General features: G+C 53.0%; 11 protein-coding genes. 3 read left to right on the plus strand and 8 right to left on the minus strand.

The window, feature by feature from the left end; translation table 11 throughout:
- Positions 1–420 precede the first annotated feature (420 nt).
- The 7 genes from C4885_RS11715 to C4885_RS11745 all read right to left on the minus strand — a co-directional run bounded on the left by C4885_RS11715 (position 421) and on the right by C4885_RS11745 (position 13930).
- Entirely contained in the window at positions 421–1953 is a 1533-nt protein-coding gene (locus C4885_RS11715) for a replication initiation protein (protein ID WP_158538884.1), read from the minus strand.
- A gap of 731 nt (positions 1954–2684) precedes the next feature.
- A complete protein-coding gene (locus tag C4885_RS11720) occupies positions 2685–5627 on the minus strand; it encodes a glycoside hydrolase family 2 TIM barrel-domain containing protein (protein ID WP_114000506.1) in 2943 nt (980 codons plus the stop codon).
- Positions 5624–7102: an MFS transporter gene (locus C4885_RS11725; RefSeq protein ID WP_114000507.1), complete on the minus strand. Its 1479-nt coding sequence runs from the start codon at positions 7100–7102 to the stop codon at positions 5624–5626. Before C4885_RS11725 ends, C4885_RS11720 begins: the two co-directional genes overlap by 4 nt.
- A gap of 13 nt (positions 7103–7115) precedes the next feature.
- Positions 7116–7994, minus strand: a complete 879-nt coding sequence (locus C4885_RS11730) for an alpha/beta hydrolase (RefSeq protein ID WP_114000508.1) — start codon at positions 7992–7994, stop codon at positions 7116–7118.
- A 4-nt stretch (positions 7995–7998) separates the two neighbouring features.
- On the minus strand, positions 7999–10404 hold the full coding sequence (locus C4885_RS11735; protein ID WP_114000509.1) for a glycoside hydrolase family 2 TIM barrel-domain containing protein: 2406 nt from the start codon (positions 10402–10404) through the stop codon (positions 7999–8001).
- Between the two features lie 96 nt (positions 10405–10500).
- A complete protein-coding gene (locus C4885_RS11740) occupies positions 10501–10893 on the minus strand; it encodes a hypothetical protein (protein ID WP_114000510.1) in 393 nt (130 codons plus the stop codon).
- A gap of 16 nt (positions 10894–10909) precedes the next feature.
- On the minus strand, positions 10910–13930 hold the full coding sequence (locus C4885_RS11745) for a glycoside hydrolase family 3 protein (protein ID WP_114000511.1): 3021 nt from the start codon (positions 13928–13930) through the stop codon (positions 10910–10912).
- 323 nt (positions 13931–14253) lie between these two features.
- Between C4885_RS11745 and C4885_RS11750 the strand changes: the two genes are divergently transcribed.
- The 3 genes from C4885_RS11750 (at position 14254) to C4885_RS11760 (ending at position 17273) form a co-directional block, all read left to right on the plus strand.
- Positions 14254–14961 carry a LytTR family DNA-binding domain-containing protein gene (locus tag C4885_RS11750; protein ID WP_158538885.1) on the plus strand — a complete coding sequence of 236 codons (708 nt, stop codon included), beginning with the start codon at positions 14254–14256 and terminating at the stop codon, positions 14959–14961.
- Between the two features lie 87 nt (positions 14962–15048).
- Complete coding sequence (locus C4885_RS11755; RefSeq protein ID WP_147237835.1) at positions 15049–16326, plus strand: ATP-binding protein; 1278 nt, start codon at positions 15049–15051, stop codon at positions 16324–16326.
- A 701-nt stretch (positions 16327–17027) separates the two neighbouring features.
- Positions 17028–17273, plus strand: coding sequence for a hypothetical protein (locus C4885_RS11760; RefSeq protein ID WP_114000514.1), 246 nt, complete (start codon positions 17028–17030; stop codon positions 17271–17273).
- 421 nt (positions 17274–17694) lie between these two features.
- Here the strand turns inward: C4885_RS11760 and C4885_RS16515 are convergent.
- On the minus strand, positions 17695–18356 hold a 662-nt coding region (locus C4885_RS16515), incomplete at its 5' end, for a hypothetical protein (RefSeq protein WP_158538886.1).

Consider the following 18356-nt stretch of genomic DNA (forward strand, 5'->3'; position numbering starts at 1 on the left):
TATTATCTGCGCTTTTGGCTTGGCATCTGCCGCACCTCGCTCGCCGTATCGGCACTTAGAATTATGCGGTATTGCCTTAGGTACATGTTGTCATAAAGTAAAGTTTTTTCTTTTGTTGTAACTATTATGCGGCGACTTGCGTACCTGTTGCTATTTGATATTGCTGGCAATCTTTTCTTCTTTACCTTCTGTTCTTTCCTGTAAAGTGTTCATCTTAATAAGCTAATTATAGCATACCCGCTCGTCATGTCAACACGAATCCTGGGGATAATGCCTTCTTTTCCTCTTGATTTACCTGTCACGACTCAAGTACCTGTTGTCAATTTTTCAATTTGTTTGTTTTCGCGCTTTTTCTGAAACAAAAAAAGAGGTCTGCTTTTTGCAAACCTCTTTTTCATTCTTATACTTCCTTACGTTCTATTACTCATCAAACTGCGACCAATCGAACTTGAAAAGATCCGTTCTGTCGCCATCCAGTAATGCTGCGCGTTTTGTGCCGTCAGCGATGATCGCGGCAGAATTTTCTATAATGTCATTATACACCACCGTGCGGTAATACTGCGCAGATTTTCTTTCCTTTGCGCGTTCAAGCATCGCTTTATATTTAACGCTCATTCCCAATGCCCAAGTTTTTAGCCCGTTATTATCTTTGATAATCCGGTTCAACGCTTCCAGCGTTTCCTCTGCCTGGTCCCGCTTTTTTGTGTTGGTCAATATTTTTGACGTATATGTGAAAATATCGATGAAGATGTTTCGCTCTTCCGGTGTCAGCTTTTTTTCATAGGTCTGATATTGCGCCTTTACCGCCAGTTCATTGCGTGCCAGGCGATAGGTTGTCGTCAAAATGGCTTCCTTCAGCGGCTGATTGTACTGTTCCAGTGCTTCTTTGCTGACCGAGCTGCGGCGCTTTCTTGGTTTTCTGCTTACTTCTGTATCAGCGCCTTTATGCTCCTGATGGAACGCTCTGACGCTCTTCATTTCTTCCCGGTTTTTGTACTTGATGAAGATATAAAGGAACTCGTATTTCCGAACCCCGCGGCGGCGCACCGGCTCATAGTCAAACCACAGGTCTGTCATCTCATTGATCTCACTTTTGACCATTGCTAGAACGTTCTTTTCAAAGTCGGAAAATACTTTGTATTTTTCCGTCAGCGGTTTATCGCGGCTGAACTTTTGCGCGGAACTGTCTCTGCTTTTGCCCTTGCTTCTATTGATTTCATCACGGGTAGGCATGGAAAGCATACCCTTGAATTCTTCCATATCAAACCGCTTATATTTGAACCCTTTCAGTTCTTCCCGCTTATTGGGGAACTTTTGCAGAACTTCTTCTGTTACAGGTTCAAAAATCAATCCATTGTTATAGGAATAATCTCTGTTTCCGTTGTCATATGACAAAATGATCTCATACACACGCATAGAATAGGTGCTCTGCATCATCAGCAGGTATTCAATGCTATAGGATGTATAATTGCTTGTCAGCTGTGCAATGTCTTTCCAGATATCTGGGTTAAAGCGCATGCTGATCGTCTTTTTCTTCATATCGACGATAGAACCACGGTTCACCCACGACATCGTTTTGTACTGATCATTCCCAAGGGGAACCCAGAACATCCGGTTTTCCAGGTTTTCAATGGTTTTGCGCAGATAATTTGCATAACCGCTGTCCAACGCATTGACCCCGGTAAGCTTTGCAAAATCGTCAAACGAAATGGTATAGTACTTCGATGCATCCATATCATGGCGCTGATCGATCTTGGACAGCATCATAAAAAGGATTTTCTGTTCGTTGCGGGGCAGGGAATACTTTGTCCTTTGAATTAAATCGTTGCTTTTCGTGATGAAAGAGCCAAACGCCACATTGTCACTTTTCCTGGGCACAAGCTGCTTTTTCTTGCCGTCCGCCTTTTCATCCGGCAGAACTTCACCAATGATAACATCCGGTGATTCTGTCATTGTATTCTTTTCATCTTTATTTTTCATACGCTATGATTGGACATTGGATGCCGTGCTCCGTTTTGTCCATGCCTTTCTTTAGGAACTAATAGCCTGCCTGTAATAAAACCATATATCACAGAACTGCTGGAATATTTAGAAGAAGGTACACTTACTCATGATAGTATCATACTACAGTATCTTCCTGCAAAAGTCAATCCTATGGCTGCGCTGCATGTATTACAGTGATGAATCCTCGCGCGTAAAGCAGGGGAGGGGAGAGGGCTGGCTGCACAAAATATGCCTTGAAGCAAACCTGCGTTAAAGCACTTTTAAACAGTCTAAAACAAAAAACAGCACGCACCACATTTCCATTCGCCACCGCAAGAAATAGCATCACCGGGAAATCTGTTTCACAATAGGTAAAATGCAAATCATCGCTTAACTTCCTGCAGCCGCCAAATTTATGGTCATCATAGACTTTCAGGCTCTCAGCAATAAGGGTCACAAGGACAGTCTGAGCGTTCTCTTTATGCTGATTTTAAATCATGTCATCGGCTGATCCGGCATTGTATTGGCAATGCCGATTGCTTTTGCCACATATACCAAAGAAGCAGGAGCCACGAACGGTTCCTGCTTCTTTTCTTTTTATTTCCTTACGGGTTCGGAATATTATCTGACTCTGAATCATAATTTTTCAGACCCGTATTGTTTGCCGCCGACAGAGCAGCAGCAATTTTACTGATATTTCGTCAAGCCTCTTCAATTCGGATCAAAAATTGCAATGTGCAATCTTCTTTCAAATGATACTTAAACTCCGGCATCACCCCGGGGCCGCAGGCGCCGGTGCCAATGCCTTGCTGGAAGGCCTGGATTGTTACATAGGTCCCCGTACGGGCCTCGTCCCTGCGGTGCTTCATGGAGAGCAGTGCGCGGTCGGTGTATGGCTTGATGCCCAGTTCAAACGGGCGGCCAACAGCCTCAAAGACCACGCAGGTCTTTCCATCGGAGACAGAAGCCACGGTACAGTCCATGCGGTTGCCGCTCTCCTGCGGGCGCAGATTCGGCTCGGTCATATCGGCCACGGTACAATCCACCGCACGGATGGGGAACTGATCCTTCATGTCGCAATAGCTTTCTCCGCTGCGGCCAACATAATGCACTGCATCAAAAACCTCGTCCAGGCGGAACGTCTTGCCAAAACGTGGAATTTCCTGACTGCCGGAAACGCGATGCAGCACACTGGTGACCAGCACGCCGCTGTCCGTTCCCTTGTAGGTATCGGTAACCATATAATGGCCGCGTTTGTTGGTGATTTTGGTCACGACCTGCCAACCATCGGCGGTCTGCTGTGTTGAAACGGTCTCCTCGGTCTGGCGGGTATAGAGCACCATCAGGTTATGGAACATGGCGTCAACATCGTTATCGGTGGGGGCGCGGTACAAAAGCGTGCCCTCATCAGCCCCGGCTACAACGACCACGCCGCTTTTGCGGCAGACAAGCCGCCCTTTTTCGACTGCAACATCCCCCGGCAGCGGCTTCACAGCGGGCGCGGCGGCTACTTCCTGCGCCAGCACAAGCTGTTCCTCGGACACAATCTGTCCGGTTACCGTGTCAGTCGTTTCGACTATGACCGCCAGCAGACCGTCCACAGCCCTGCCAAGCGGCACAGTCACCGTTTCTTTCATAAGAGGTGCGGTCTGCGGGGTCAATATTGTTTTGCTGCCGTCATTCCAGCGGAACGCCAGGCGGTAACGCCCGGTCGAAAATGCCGTTGTGTTGAACACCTCAAACTGCCCGCCGCTGACATGCGCCACACGGATTGGGCGATAGATAAAGCGCATGAGCTTTGCGCCTGTGGAAGGGCTGCGATCGGGGTAGAACAGACCGTCCACGCAGAAGTTGCGGTCATGCTCCCACTCGCCATGGTCGCCGCCATAGGTGTAGCTGCCGTCTGTGTGCAGAACGGCATGGTCCACCATCTCCCACACGCAGCCGCCCATGAGGTTATCGTAATTATAAATTTCCTGCCAGTAGGCTTCGGTGTTGCCGGGGCCAACGCCCATGGCGTGGGCGTACTCGCACATGAAATATGGGCGGTCATTGAGCCGGGCCTGTTTGCGGCGCTTTTCGCCGACATTGTGCACCATTTTGACGCTGGGGTACATCTCGCTGCCCACATCGTAAGCCTGGCGCTTGCAGTGGATGGCGCTCTCATAGTGCACCGGCAGGGGAGAGTGCTGCTTGAGGTAATCGTACATGGCATCGGTGTTGTGATAGCCGCCCGCCTCGTTGCCAAGGCTCCACATAATAACCGATGTGTTCCCGCGGATTTTGTCCCGCTGATACAGCCGCATGATGCGGTCCATATAGTGGCTTTCCCACTTGGGGTCGTTGCTGATGGAGTTGTAGGTCGGCGGGAGCTGCATGGCGAACGTACCGTGCGTCTCCAGGTCATTTTCGTCTACAATATAAATGCCAAGCTCGTCCGCCAGTTCCAGCAGCAATGGGTCCGGGGGATAGTGCGATGTGCGCACGGTGTCGATGTTGAACCGCTTACAGACCAGCATATCACGCTCGATATCATCGGGGGACATGGTGTAGCCGTTGGCCGCATCGGTATCGTGGTGGTTCACACCCTTAAGTTTGATTTTGCGGCCATTGAGCAGGAACACATCTTGCTTGATTTCAACCGTGCGGAAGCCGATTTTCTCTTTTACGCAGCTGGTGGCGGTTTCATAGTAAATATTGTACAGTGTCGGGACTTCGGCATTCCACTCGGTCACATCAAGCCCCGCAAACACAGCCTGCGCCGTGCCATTCTCGGCCGTAACGGTTGCTGTCTGCTCCAGGCCGTGGCCCTTGACGGTAAACGCCACGTCAATATCAGAGAGCGTCTGCGCGGAAAGGGTCAGCGTGTAGCCATCGGGCTTTTTCTCGGTTTTGGCATCAATGTCCCACAGGTCCGTTGGCTCCTCGGTGCGCAGCAGCACATCGCGGAAGATGCCATTATTGCGGAACATATCCTGGTCTTCCAGATAGGTCCCATTGCACCAGCGGTGTACCACAACCACCAATTCGTTATGCCCGGATTTCAGCTTTCCGGTCAAATCAAACTCCGCCGTGTTGTGCGCACCCTCGGAATAGCCGATAAAGAACCCGTTTACATACAGATCCATGCAGCTGGCAACGCCTAAAAACGAGACGATACGGCGCTTGTCAGCATCATCGATTTCAATAAAGCGGCGGTAGACGCCGACAAAATTGTACTCCTCGCCGGGGACTTTCCACTGCAGGCGGATGCCGGTATCGCAGCCCAGCCAGGAAAAGGTACGGCTAACCTTGCCGGTCGTGGGGATCACCGGCGGCTTGTAGGGAAACTGGTAGCGGATGTTGACATAAAACGGCTTATCGTACCCGCGGAACTGCCAGCAGGACGGAACATCGAGCTTATCAAAATGCACTGCATCGGTGTCAAGTTCAACCGGTAGTTCGGCGGGGCGGGGGTAGAATTTAAAATCCCATTCCCCGTTCAGGCATTGGACTTTCGGCGATGCATAGCGCTTCTGTTTCGGTGCCACGGCGTCCGCAGCGGCGCGGCCGGGGTAGGGGATAAAGTAGCTGCGTGCGGGCAACTTGTTGACCGCGAAGGTGGCGAAATCGTGGTAGTTGGTGGTGTTCAGCCGGTACTTCATTGCGTGGCTCCTTTTTTTCGTTCGACGATGGCGGCCTGCTCAGCGGGAAGGTTCTTCTCAACGGTCCACAGGAACACCAGCACGGCGCACAGCGCATAGGCAGCCGTTTCCACCCAGATATAGCTGACGGAAATGGCCGTGTTGACAGCTGCGGACTGGCCCAGCGTGTTCAGCGCCACATCTGCGCTCTGGTCATAGCCGCTCGCGTTCAGGATACCGCTGAAAATTGCGTTGCACACGGGGGTGGCGGCCACCATCAGCGCACTGTAGACCGACATGGTCAGGCCATCGGTGCGGATGCCGCGGGTGTATTCAATGTGGTCGATGACATCGGCCAGCATGGCAAGGATCAGGTAACAGGCGGGGGAGGAGCCAAGGCATTTGAGCGCAATGCCGATGGCGACAGGAATGATATTGCTGCCGCCAAGGCCCGCGATCACGCCGCCTGCCACGCCGATGGCCATGCCCACCAGGCAGGTCAGGCGCTTGCCAAACTTATTGGCCAGTGGCACCACAAAGACCGCGGCAACGGCCATCGGGATGGCACCCAGCACGGCCAGCAAAGACTGTGACATGCCCCAGGCATCGCCCAGGCTGGCGGTATTGAAAAAACTGTTATCCAGCACCCACTGGCAGAAAAAGGTCATGGAGCCGTTTTTCATAGCGCCGCCCCACTGGAACGCCACATAGAACAGCATCGCCAGCCACCAGCTCTTTTCACTGGTGACAGCCTTGACCTGCTCGCCGAGGGAAGCGCTGCTTTTTTCGGCCTTTTCCGCGCCTGCTGATTCCTCGGTCACGCGCTCCCGCGTGAACCGGAACTGCAGAAGGATCGTCAGCGCCGTAAAGATCGCCACACCCAGCATGGCAACGAACCAGAGGTGCTGGTCCTCTTTCAGCGCCATCGAAACGAGCGTGGGGAAAATCATGGAGCCAACGCCCATCACGCCCAGGCTGGCAATGTTCGTCAGCGAAGCCAGCGTGGAGCGCTGTTTGCTGTTGCGGGTGGAAACCGGCACCAGCGTGGAATTGGCTGTGTTGTAGATGGGGAACCCCACGGCGTAATACGCATTGTAGGCAATGGCGATCCAGACCATCCGGGCGGTGCGGTCCGCAAACGGAACAATGAACATCAATACGCTTGCAACCGAAAGCGTCAGCGCAGAGAGCAGGATCCAGGGCCGTGCCTTGCCCGCAAGGGTGCGGGTACGCTCAATCAGCTGGCCCACCACCAGGTTGGCCGCAACGATCAAAATTGTGGAAAGCAGCTGAAGGGTCGTCAAAAAACCGAGGTCCAGCTTCAGCACGTTGGTCAGGTAGTTTTGCAGCTGGCTGGTAAAAATCCCCGAAGCCAGCAATGCCCCAAAGGGACCGATCAGGTAACCGAACAGCATCTCCGGCGGGCGGACATCTTCCGATGTGACCTGCGACCGCAGGAGCGGGCTGTTCCATAGCCCGTTTTTCGTTTGATTCATAAGGAAGTTCCTTTCATTCCATAAAACGCTTGAAAAAACCGCATTCTTCCGTGTTGCAGTTTTGTGCCGCCTCTGCGCGGATATTGCAGTGGAAAACATGCCCCAGCTTTTGTGTTTCATCACCATAACAGCGGTACATACAGGGCACACCGCAGTGTTCCAGCGCTGCGGTCATCAGCGGGGCCTGCTCCTTCAAAAAGTCGTTGTTGGCGGTCATGACAAAGCAGGGCGGGTAGCGGCCCGTTACATGGGCTGTCACATCCATGGCATGCAGTTCGGCATCGGTACCGCCGTCTGGCAGGATGTCCGGCAGCAGGTGGGCGATCAGCCCTTTTTGCCCGCGGGAAATGCAGTATTGCCCGCAGTTCAGCGCAAGGGCCGTCGGCACAAAGCCGGGCGGCGGGGTAACCGGAATATTTGCAGCTGCCGGGTCAGCGCACCGCGCTGCGTACAGCCCCAGAATGTTAGCCCCGGCCGAATCGCCCACGGCGAAAACATGGCGAGTATCAAAATGATAATCCACCGCGTGGGCCATTACCCAGTGAAACACCGCATCGGTATCCTGCAAGGCGGCGGGGAACTTGTGCCGCGGGGCCAGCCGATAGGAAAAATTCACAACGGCAAAGCCATGCTGGGCCAGGCTCATACAGTAATATTGATAAAGGTTTTTATCGCCATAGACCCAGCCGCCGCCGTGAACGCTGACAATCACGGGAAGTGCGGTGCCTCCGGCGTTTTTGGGGCGGTAAACGTCCAATGTCTGCCATCGCGTGTCCGTGCCATAGGGCAGATTATCAAAACGGACAATGTCTTTTGGCGCCTGCAAACCGCGGTCCCGTATTGTATCGCTGATTTTGAAGCTGGCCCGCAGGCCCAAGCCGTACAGAGACATACGTTCACTCCTTGCAGGGGATGCAGCAGGCAGCATTGTGGGTGCCGTCCGCGGCGGTCAGTTCCACGGTATCTGCATCAGCATCCGCACGGACCACGGCCAGCGCTTCGCCGAAATAGGTATCGGTGGTATCGGACAGATAGCCGCGTTCGCTGTAGGCACAGGCGCTGCCCAGCCCCAGCAGGGTTCCGCCGCGGACTTTAACGGTAACAGTGCCGCGCTCCAGTGACTTCACCGTGCCGTTTTCATCGGTGTATCGCAGCTGGACAAACGCCAAACCGCCAGGGCGGACGGTTTCTTCTTCCGGCACAAGGCAAAGCCGGGTCTCGGTGTTGGCGGTATGCAGGGCCGTGCGGCCAATCTCATTCCCGGCTGCATCATAGCTGACTGCCTCAACGGTGCCATCTTCATAAGTGCAGGAAAAGCGCACAACGCAGTCGTTTTTTGGCGCAGCTTCGCCCACGGTTTTGCCGTTGATTTTCAGCGCCACTTTGGCGGCGCGGGCATAGACTTCCACCATGGCAGGTTTTCCTTCACAACCGTGCCAGCTCCAGCTGGGGATGGCGTGGGACATGCGCCACGCGGAAGGGGAGTGCTTTTCTTTGGTGTGGTTGACAGGCCAGACGGCCAGCAGCGGGCCTTTTTCCCGCTCCAGTGCCACACGGGTGTACAGGGCTTCGCCCTGCGTGCGGCCAATCAGGTCAATGCGGCCTGCCCCGGCTGCGATCCAGCCCGGCCCGTGGGAAAAATCCGGTACATAGTCCGGGTATTCCCACGCGCCGATGCCGACCTCACCCAGGTAATCCATACCCGCCCAGACGAAATCGCCCAGCAGGCGCGGTTCGTGCTTGGCCAGCTCATAAAAACGGTAGGCATCGCTGCAGAACGTCTCGCTTCCGACAATCAAGCGGTGCGGGTATTTTTCCAGGTCATGCTTATACCGGCGTATGCCATAATTGTACCCCGCGGCGTCCATATTTGCAAAGGCATCTTTCGTTTTCCAATCGCAGGGCGGCAGGGATGCCCCCCATTTCATAAAGTCCGCGCCCATGAAACCCGCCAAGTTGTTGAAGAACTCGCTGCCGACGGCCTTTTTCTTGGGGGCCGCTTTGCCGGCCGCTGCGCGCTTGGCGGCAGCTTCGGCCTCTTTCTTCGCCTTGTCATCGCTGTAAACACCAAAGCCCATTGAGGACAGGAAGTTGAAGAAGATGTTCACCCCGCAGGTCACGGGACGGGTGCTGTCCAAACTGTGCATGTGCTCGGTCATCTGCTTTGTCAGCGCAATGCCGCGGGTCTGGGCCGTCTCGGCCACCTCGTTGCCGATGGAGTACATGATCACTGACGGATGGCTGTAGTCCTTGCGGACAAGGGATTCCAGATCCTGCCGCCAGCGGTCGGGCAGGTAGCCCGCATAGTCATATTGGGTCTTGTGGATGTACCACATATCGGCGTATTCATCCATAACCAGCATACCCAACCGGTCGCAGGCATCCAAAAATGCCTTGGAACAGGGGTTATGGGCACAGCGCACAGCGTTGTAGCCCACCTTTTGCAGCAGCCGGACTTTGCGTTCCTCCGCTTCGGGGTAACAACAGGCACCCAGAACGCCGTGGTCGTGGTGGACACAGGCACCGAGCAGGATGACCCGCTTGCCGTTGAGCAAAAATCCGTCATCACCCCAGGAAAGGGTCCGCACACCGAATGTCGTCTCGGCGCAGTCATCGCCAAACATGGCTCGGCAGCGGTAGAGTGCAGGGGAATCGGGGCTCCAAAGTTTGGCATTGGGGATCTGCACCCGCAGAACAGCTTTGCCGTTGGATTCTGCCTGCGCCGTGGCCACGGTCTGCTCACCATCCAGGATGGCAACCGCCACCGCGCCGCTGGCTGTTGTCTGCACGGTCACTTCCACCTCCGCGGGGTCAATGCTCAGCGTGCGGACCTGCACACCATCGGGCAGGATGTGCCGTGCGGGGGCAGTCCACAGGGTGACGGGGCGGTAGATTCCCGCGCCGGAATACCAGCGGGAGTTAGGCTGATCCGCATTGTGGGCAATAACTTCTAGCACATTGTCCCGGCCGGGCAGCAGTTTGCCCGTAAGGTCCGCGTAAAAATCACTGTAGCCATAGGGGCAGGATGCGATTTTCTCACCGTTCAGGTGTACTTCGGCGTTATGGTAAACGCCCTCAAATTCCAGCACTGCGCACTGCGCCGCCTGCGCGGCATCGGGGGTGAAGTGCTTTTCATACAGATAATCGTACCCCGCAAACCAGCCTGTGTTGGTGCCGCCTGCCGAGGTCTGGCTGCGCTCCTCGGCCAGCATGGCATCGTGGGGGAGGGTAACGGGCGTGCCGGGGGCGGAGCTGCCCAAATGGCGGCAGGTCCAGCCGGTGTTAAAACTTGTTGCTTTCATGTTGTGCTGCCTTTCGGAATGTTGCAGGTATTACCAAAGAAAAACCGTCCGGGACGCATGCCCCGGACGGCTTGTAAGTACGGAGCCTATTGCGGCTTACTTACTTTTCTGCGCAAAGTTGGTGATGATGGCGGTAACGATGGCGACCAGGTTCAGCACAGCCATCGTGATGTTCATACCGGACAGTTCCGGCATGCCAACCATCTTGATGCCGTTGAACGCTTCGGCAATGTTCCAGATACCATCGGAAAGAACTGTCATCATGGCGTAAGCCAGCAGGGTGGCGGCAATGATGCCGGTAAAATCGGTCCAGACTTTCTCACCGAAGAGGAGAGAGACCTCGCAAACGGCGGCTGCGCCCAGGGCAATGGGGACCAGGCTGTTGACCATGCCGCCCTTGGAGCCGTAAATCAGCACAGCAACCAGCGTTGCAACGGTCAAAATCAGGGTCAGTGCGGCGGTATAAAAGCCAAACGCTTTGTTTTTCACAATGCTCGCTCCTTTCTTACTGTTTCTTGGCCTTTTTCTTGGTCTTGCTCAGAACCAGCAGGACAAAGAATACGGCGGTCAGGATGCCGGTAACGGCGATTTCGGCGGTGATGGCGGTCTGCCAATACGGTGTAACATGTTCAATGGCGGAGTTGGATGCCGTGCCGTTGGTAACGACCGAGCGGCTGATGGCGTACTCCCAGCTGATGGCGGCTTCGGTCAACAGCTCCAGCAGGTGGCCGTCATCGGTATCCTTTGCTTTCTGCAGGATCCACTGACCGTGGCCACCGACACCGTCCAGGCACCATTCCTGCGTGCCTGCATCCAGAACTTCGGCTGCATGGTTCTTGTAGCCGCCGTCCACATACTCGTCAAAGCAGGGGGCAGCGTCGGTATCAATGGCACCGTTCCAGCCCCACTCGTTGCGCAGGATCGTGGTGTTCATGGCATAGCTGGCGGAGGACCACTTCAGGCCCAGACGCTCGAAGGACTGCATCAGGCCGCCTGCGTTGGCCACGCGGATGCTGCCCTCAAAGGCTTTCAGGCTGCCCTCGCGGAACGCCTGTTCATTAAAGAAGCAGACAAGACCTTCGCGGTAGAATTCCTGGTCGTTGCCGACAAAGTGCTTGGGGCTAGCGTGGGAGCCGGTTTTCTCCATGGCTTCCACTTCCGCAGCGCCTGCCAGGTAGTTCAGGATGGGGCATTCGGACATATACTCAAAGTTACGGCCGCCGAACGGGGTGCGGTGCAGGTCGTTGCCGAGGTTGTAGTTGGTCATGTTGCCGGACCACATGCCATCCTCGCCCATCATGGTGCCGCGGCCAGCGTACAGGTCGGCGTTGAAGGTACCGGCCAGGACAACGTTGGAGCAGTAGCGGGTGGTAACGGGGTTGACCTGCTCGCCGTTGAACTCAACGGTCAGGGGATAGGTACCGCCAACGCTGTCACAGCCATCGCCAGTGGAAAAGGCCGGGCTCAGGTCGCCAACAGCGGGGCACTGGAAGCTCTGAACGGTGGCATTGGGCAGATCTTCGGGCTGGAGCTGATAGATGAATTTCAGCCAGGTTTCGTGGTCAGACAGGGGAACATCCTTCATCATGGCAAGGTTCAAGCCGGAATCAACGCCGAAGTTGGCAGCAACTTCCGAATAGCTCGGTGCTCCTTCGGGTTTCTCGTACCATTCGCCAGCCAGTATATTCATCATTTCCGGCGTGGCTTCCACGGTGGTCTGCTCGACCGGGTAGGTAGCCTCCCAGTCGCTGCGGGACAGGTAGGTGCCTGCACCATCGACCCAGTAGTTCAGGTCGGCATCCGCAAACTGGTTGGAAACGATAGCGCCGTTCTCGCCGGTGCGGTACTTGTCATCGTCAAAGCTCTGCTTGAAGCTGTAGGTCTTGGCGGCAGTGCCCTCGGCAGTCATGCCGTTGGCTGCGGTGTAACCTTCGGCGGCCAGAACATTGTTCAGTGCATCATGGGAATCTTCGCCAATGGCCAGGTAGTAATCGCCATCGGACAGGATGTAGCCGCCTGCGCCGTCATGGGCGGTGGTATCATAGCTGGCCAGCAGGTACTTGTCCACCGTGATGGTGACTGTTTCGGAAGCACCGGGGGCCAGTTCCTGCGTTTTGCCGAAGCCTGCCAGCTGGATGGCGGATTTCTCAACGCCGTGCTGGCGCTCGTAATCGCCGTAAGGGGTCTGTGCGTACAGCTGCACAACGGACTTACCGGCCATATCGCCGGTGTTCGTCACGGTAACTTTCGCGGTGATCTCGTCCTCGCCCACATCCACGCTGTCCAGCTTCTGGTCAAACGTGGTGTAGGACAGGCCATAACCGAACGGGTACTGCACTTCATCGGCGTAATTCCAGGAAGAAGCGCCTTCCAGTGCGCCAACAGGAGCGGTGGCGTTGCCCTGGCCCATAACGGCATCGGCGTAACGGGTCTCATAGTAGCGGTAGCCAATGTAGATGCCTTCGGCCTGGAAGGACATGTACTCCGCTTTCTCATCCTCACCGATCGTGGCGTTGATCTCGGCCACGTTGGCAAACTGCGGGGTCCGGGTGCCGGAGTTTACAGCGGCAGGGGAGGAGAGGGAATCGGTCGCGTAAGTATCGGTCAGATGGCCGGAGGGATTGACCGTACCTTTCAGGATCTCGGCCACGCCCGTGAAGCCCTGATGGCCCGGGTAACCAATGAACAGGATGGAATCCGCATAGGGGATAATATCCTGCACTTCCATCTGGTAGGGGCTGTTCAGCAGAACGATGACCTTGTCAAAGTTCTTGCGGACGAGCTCAAGCAGCTCACGCTCATTCTCATGCAGAGCCAGACCACTGATGGTGGAACCGTCGGTATCGACATCGTCCATCAGGATGTCCTGACCTTCGCCGCCCTCACGGGCAAACACGACGATGGCGGCATCCTTGTAGTCGTTGGCCCACGTGCTTGACAGCGCCTCATAGAAAGCGCCGTTTTCTTCAGTGTTCGTCGCCGTGCCGGTAACGCTGTAGCCGCCGCCCCACTGTGCGGCGGGCCCCTGTGCGCGGGTGGCGGTGCCTGCGGCAATGCCATCCCACAGCTGGGGGTTGACCTCAAAGCCCTGGGCTTCCAGCGCGGTCTTGAGGTCAATGGAGTTCAGCGCGCCGTTCGTAACCTTGTTGCCGGCAGAGTTTGCCTGGTAAGCGGGGTCAACGGCGGCGTGGCCGAACACAGAAATGCGGGTGGCGTTCGTCAACGGCAGGGTGTTGTTCTCGTTGCGCAGCAGGGCCGCGCCCTCGCGCATCTCGTTGACGTTCTGTTCCAGCGCAGCAGCAATGGCGGCTGCCTGTGCATCGGGGTCGTCAAAATCGCCAAACTGGCTCTTGAAGTAGGTCGTGTCGCCAACTTCGCCCGTCTGGACGACCTTGGTGGTCGCGGTGCCCAGCGCGGTGTTGATGTAACTTGCATTGGCCGCGGCAAGGTTCTGACCAATCAGGCCGACCACAAGCAAAGCTGCGGACGTAGAGGTAAGACCTGACCAGAGTTTGGATCTTTTCATCTGTTTTTCTCCTTATCTTTGATTCCTGCACATCGTTTGTCCAGGTTCGTTGTACTTACTATACCATCCTTTCTATCCGCGGGCACATTTTTTCCCCATGTGCATGGTTTTATTTCGTAAGTGATGCAAAAGTGACAAAAGAATTGCAACGGCTCGGGAGATAACATGTTAATGTGTACAATCACGTTGGATTTAATTTGTACAAAATGCGCAATGCACGCCAATGTATCGTTCTGCAGCAACCGAACGCGGGAAACAGCCGATTGAAATTCCGGCAAAAGCTGTGCTATACTGGCAGTAATAATGGATCAGGAGGGCTCCGTATGGTACGAATCAAAATACTGGAAGACGATCCCGCAGACCGCGATACGCTCATTGAGTGCCTGCGGAAATATGAGCGGGAACAGGGGCAGAGCTTTTCCATCACGGCCTATGACAATCCATCCGATTTTATGGACAATTATCATATGGATGCCGACCTTATCTTTATGGATATTGAGCTGCCGGGCATCAACGGCATTGAGACCTCCCACCAGCTGCGCGCTGCGGACCCCGTGGTAGCGCTGGTGTTCATCACGAACATGGAGCAGTATGCCATCAATGGGTACGAAGTTGACGCGCTGGATTTTGTCATCAAGCCCATCAATTACTACCGCTTTTCTTCCATGATGCTCCGCGCGCTGCGCAACCTGCCTGTGCGGGATGAAAAAGAGGTCATCTTACAGGCGGCGGGCACCATACGCCGGATGCGCATTTCCCAAATATATTATGTAGAGATACAGGACCACCTGCTCCTGTACCACACGGACATGGGCCGCATTGAAGCCTGGGGCAAACTTTCGGATGTGGAGGCTGAACTGGACACTTACAATTTTGCGCGGTGCAGCAGCGCACATCTCGTCAACATGCAGCATATCACATCGGTATCCAAAACAGAAGTCATCGTTGGCAGCACCAAGCTGCCCATCAGCCAGCGCAAACGCAAGGCGTTCTGTGACCGTGTGATTGCCTACCTGAACAAGACCTCTTGAAAGCCGGGGTGAGTTTTTGTGGTATCTCTTGCCTTTATCCGCAGGTTCCTTTTTAATGTAAAGTTTTGGGATATTTTCGTGGCGTTTTTGCTGGCGACCCTTCCGTTTATCTTTCGCTGCAGCCGCCGCCCGCATTTTGTGCGCTGGGCCATTGCCTGGCTTGTGCCGATCCGGCTACTCTGCCTTTTCTTTGCCCACACCTATGGCGGCAATATTGCAGTGGAAGCGTTCTATTCGGCCATTCTTCTCCTTTTAATGATCGGCGGGCTGTTGTGCTGTTTTGAGGAAAAGCTGTCCAACGTGCTGTTTTATTTCAGCTCCGGGTTTGCAACATGGTACATTTCCGACCGGCTGTTCCTCGTTATTGCCTCCATTTGCCGGTTGAACAGCAGCCTTGTTCCTTATTTTACTGAGCGCACGCCCTCCCATATCCTTTTATATATCACCTGCTTTTTGGCGGTATATCTGTTTATCTATTTCACCGTGGGCAAAAAGATGCACGCTCTGGGGGACAGCGAGATTCCCATGCAGAACGCGCTGCTGTTCTTGCTGCTGGACTGTATGCTGACGCCGATTTTTTATTTTGAGAGCGGTGCAATCTCCCAGTACAACATCTTCTTTTATAATCTTTTGAACATTGGCGAGATTATTTTTTACATATTTATGCTGCTTTTGCAGGTTCAGATGCTGGCCGCCGCCAAGGACCGCGTAGAGATCAGCACGATGAAAAAGCTTTGGGTCGAAGAGCAGAAGCAATACCAGCTGGTGAAAGAAAATATTGACGCCATCAACATCAAATGCCATGACTTAAAGCACCAGATCCGCAACCTGCGCACAACGGGCCAGGTCGATCCGGCATACTTGGACGATCTGGAACGCTCGGTGTCCATCTACAACAGCGCCGTGCGCACAGGCAACGAAACGCTGGACATTGTTCTGACCGATAAGCGTCTGCACTGCGCATCCCACAATATACAGTTCACCTGCATTGCCGATGGCAGCGGCGTGGCCTTTATGGAAACGATGGACATTTTCTCGCTGTTCGGAAATATTCTGGACAACGCCATTGAATGCGAATCCCTGCAGCCGCCCGAAATGCGGTTCATTCACCTTTCCGTGCGGACAGTCAACCGCATGTTGACCATCCATGCCGAGAACCACTTTGAGGATTCTCTTCAATTCAAGGACGGCCTGCCCGTAACCACAAAAGCGGACAAAGATTCCCATGGCTATGGTATAATGAGCGTCCGCCACATTGTGGAAAAATATAACGGCAGTTTTTCCATCTCCACGCAGGATAAGCTGTTTCAAATCGATATTATCATGCCGATACCATGTGATGATACCGGACGCAGTGCAGGATAAAGTGGCTGTAGAAGTTATACATTTTCTGTTATCTCCTCCAGAGGATACACTCTTTGGGGGAGATATTATAATTTAGAGCCTTTGAAATTGGGTATGCACAGACAGAACGGTGCATGTTTCGTATGACTTTTCTTCTTATGGCCCGCATTCGTGATCACTCCGCTATGCGGGCATCAATTCCGTTGTTTTATGAGCAATCACCCTTTTGTTCTTCTTTTTCTTTAGAATTATATATTTATAAATTTATATCTTATACTTTATTATATATAGAAGAAACAGAGGTTCTTTCCCTCCACAACAGAGGTTTCTTCTGGTGATAACGGAGGTTCTTTCATAGAATGGCGGAGATTTTTTCTTTTGGCGGCAGAGGTTGTTTCCTCTATTTTGCATGGAAAGAATCTCTGTTATACAATGAAAAAATCTCTGTTACCGTGTTGCGTGAACGGGCATAAGGAACAGGCTGGCAACCTGTAAGAAGCAATCGAAACGATAAGATCATCCCGATGGCACCTGAAAACGGCGGGAAAATGGCTGTGGGCGAAACATGAAGAGGCAGACAGAAGGACTTTTTTTGCGGTAAAAACCTCTGGTTAGCTTTTATAGCAGGTAATTCCTTTAACTTAAGCAGCAGGGGAGAGGCGCAAAGGCCGTTTTTTGCGGTAAGAATCTCCGTTTGCAAAAGAATTTGACTGGAAATTGGTATGGTAGAAATCTCTGGATGGAAGGAAATGCCCTCTGCAAGCAGAAAAATAGAAAAAATAGATAAAATTTTCTCGGTAAGAACCTCTGCTTGGCGAAGCGTGAGAAAGCAGAAAAGAAAAAGAGCAGAGGTTACCGTTTTGTATGGGATCGTAGAAAAGTACGTTAAAAACCTCTGTATTAGGAGAAGGTGGGTGACGAGGGAGTACGAGAGAAGAAAGATGAGGGCACTATTTTTTACGGCGTAAGAACCTCAGGATAAAAGAAGTCTTGGATAAGAACATTTGGTAATGCACAAAGCAGCACGGTACTTCCTTTGGAGGCTGCAAAAAAATCGCCGTAAAAACCTCGGCTTTGGGGGCAACAATCAGGCTTTATAAAATAGGGGCGGGGAAAAATCACTTTTTATGTTCAGAAAAGTCAAAAAGCACAGTTTTTGACCTTGATAGGGAGACAAAAAAGAGAAAATACGCGAAAGAAACATGCCGAATATACATTGAGAAAGACCAAAATATGCAAGAGGAGAAAAAAGAAAATATATAAACGGAGAAATTTACGGAGAAAAAAATCAGATAATAGTTGCAAATAAATAAACGATGATACGATACAAAATGCGGAGCAAATAGTGAGATCAACGATACTTAAAAGAGATTATTAACGCGAAAAAAATTAAAAATCACGGAAGAAATGGCCGAAAAAGTGTTGGACAGAACGGGATGATGGAGGGAAAGGAAGCGGCAAAGAAAAGGTGGCTAAAAACCAACCTATTATAAAGCAGAATGTGAAGAAAAAGGATGATAGGGTGGAGTAGATGGACTTTACGACACCAAAATTTTCTCGGTAAAAATCTCTGCTTAATTCCAGAGAAGCGGGCAGACAGGCAGCGCGAGAAAACGATTCCTGAAAAAATGTGTGGTAAAAATCTCCGGTATGGGATGCTGCTTTATGAGGAAGCAAGAAAAAAAGACAAATGAAACGTTTTGAAATAGGCGAAAACAGAACAGCTGCAATAGAACTTTTAGCAACAGCGACAATGCTGGGGTTATAGGTATAGCAACAGGTACCGAAGTCTACAAAACTGTTGCCGTAAAACTGGGAAGCAAATAAAAAGATGTTTGTAGATAAGAAAAGGAAAAGCAGAGGAAAAAAGAATGAACTATACAAAGAAGGAGCCACCGAATTAGTCTTTTTAATAAATGATATGTTGGGGCAACACCGCACAATTCCCGCCTTACGGCTTAAGCACCGCTTCGGCGGCTGCGGCACGGCATCTGCGTTGCCAAAATGCTCGATAATGTCGGGTTGCGGTACCCGCATCGTGCTTCGGGGGC

Source organism: Subdoligranulum sp. APC924/74 (genome assembly GCF_003324125.1).
Classification (GTDB): domain Bacteria; phylum Bacillota; class Clostridia; order Oscillospirales; family Ruminococcaceae; genus Gemmiger; species Gemmiger qucibialis.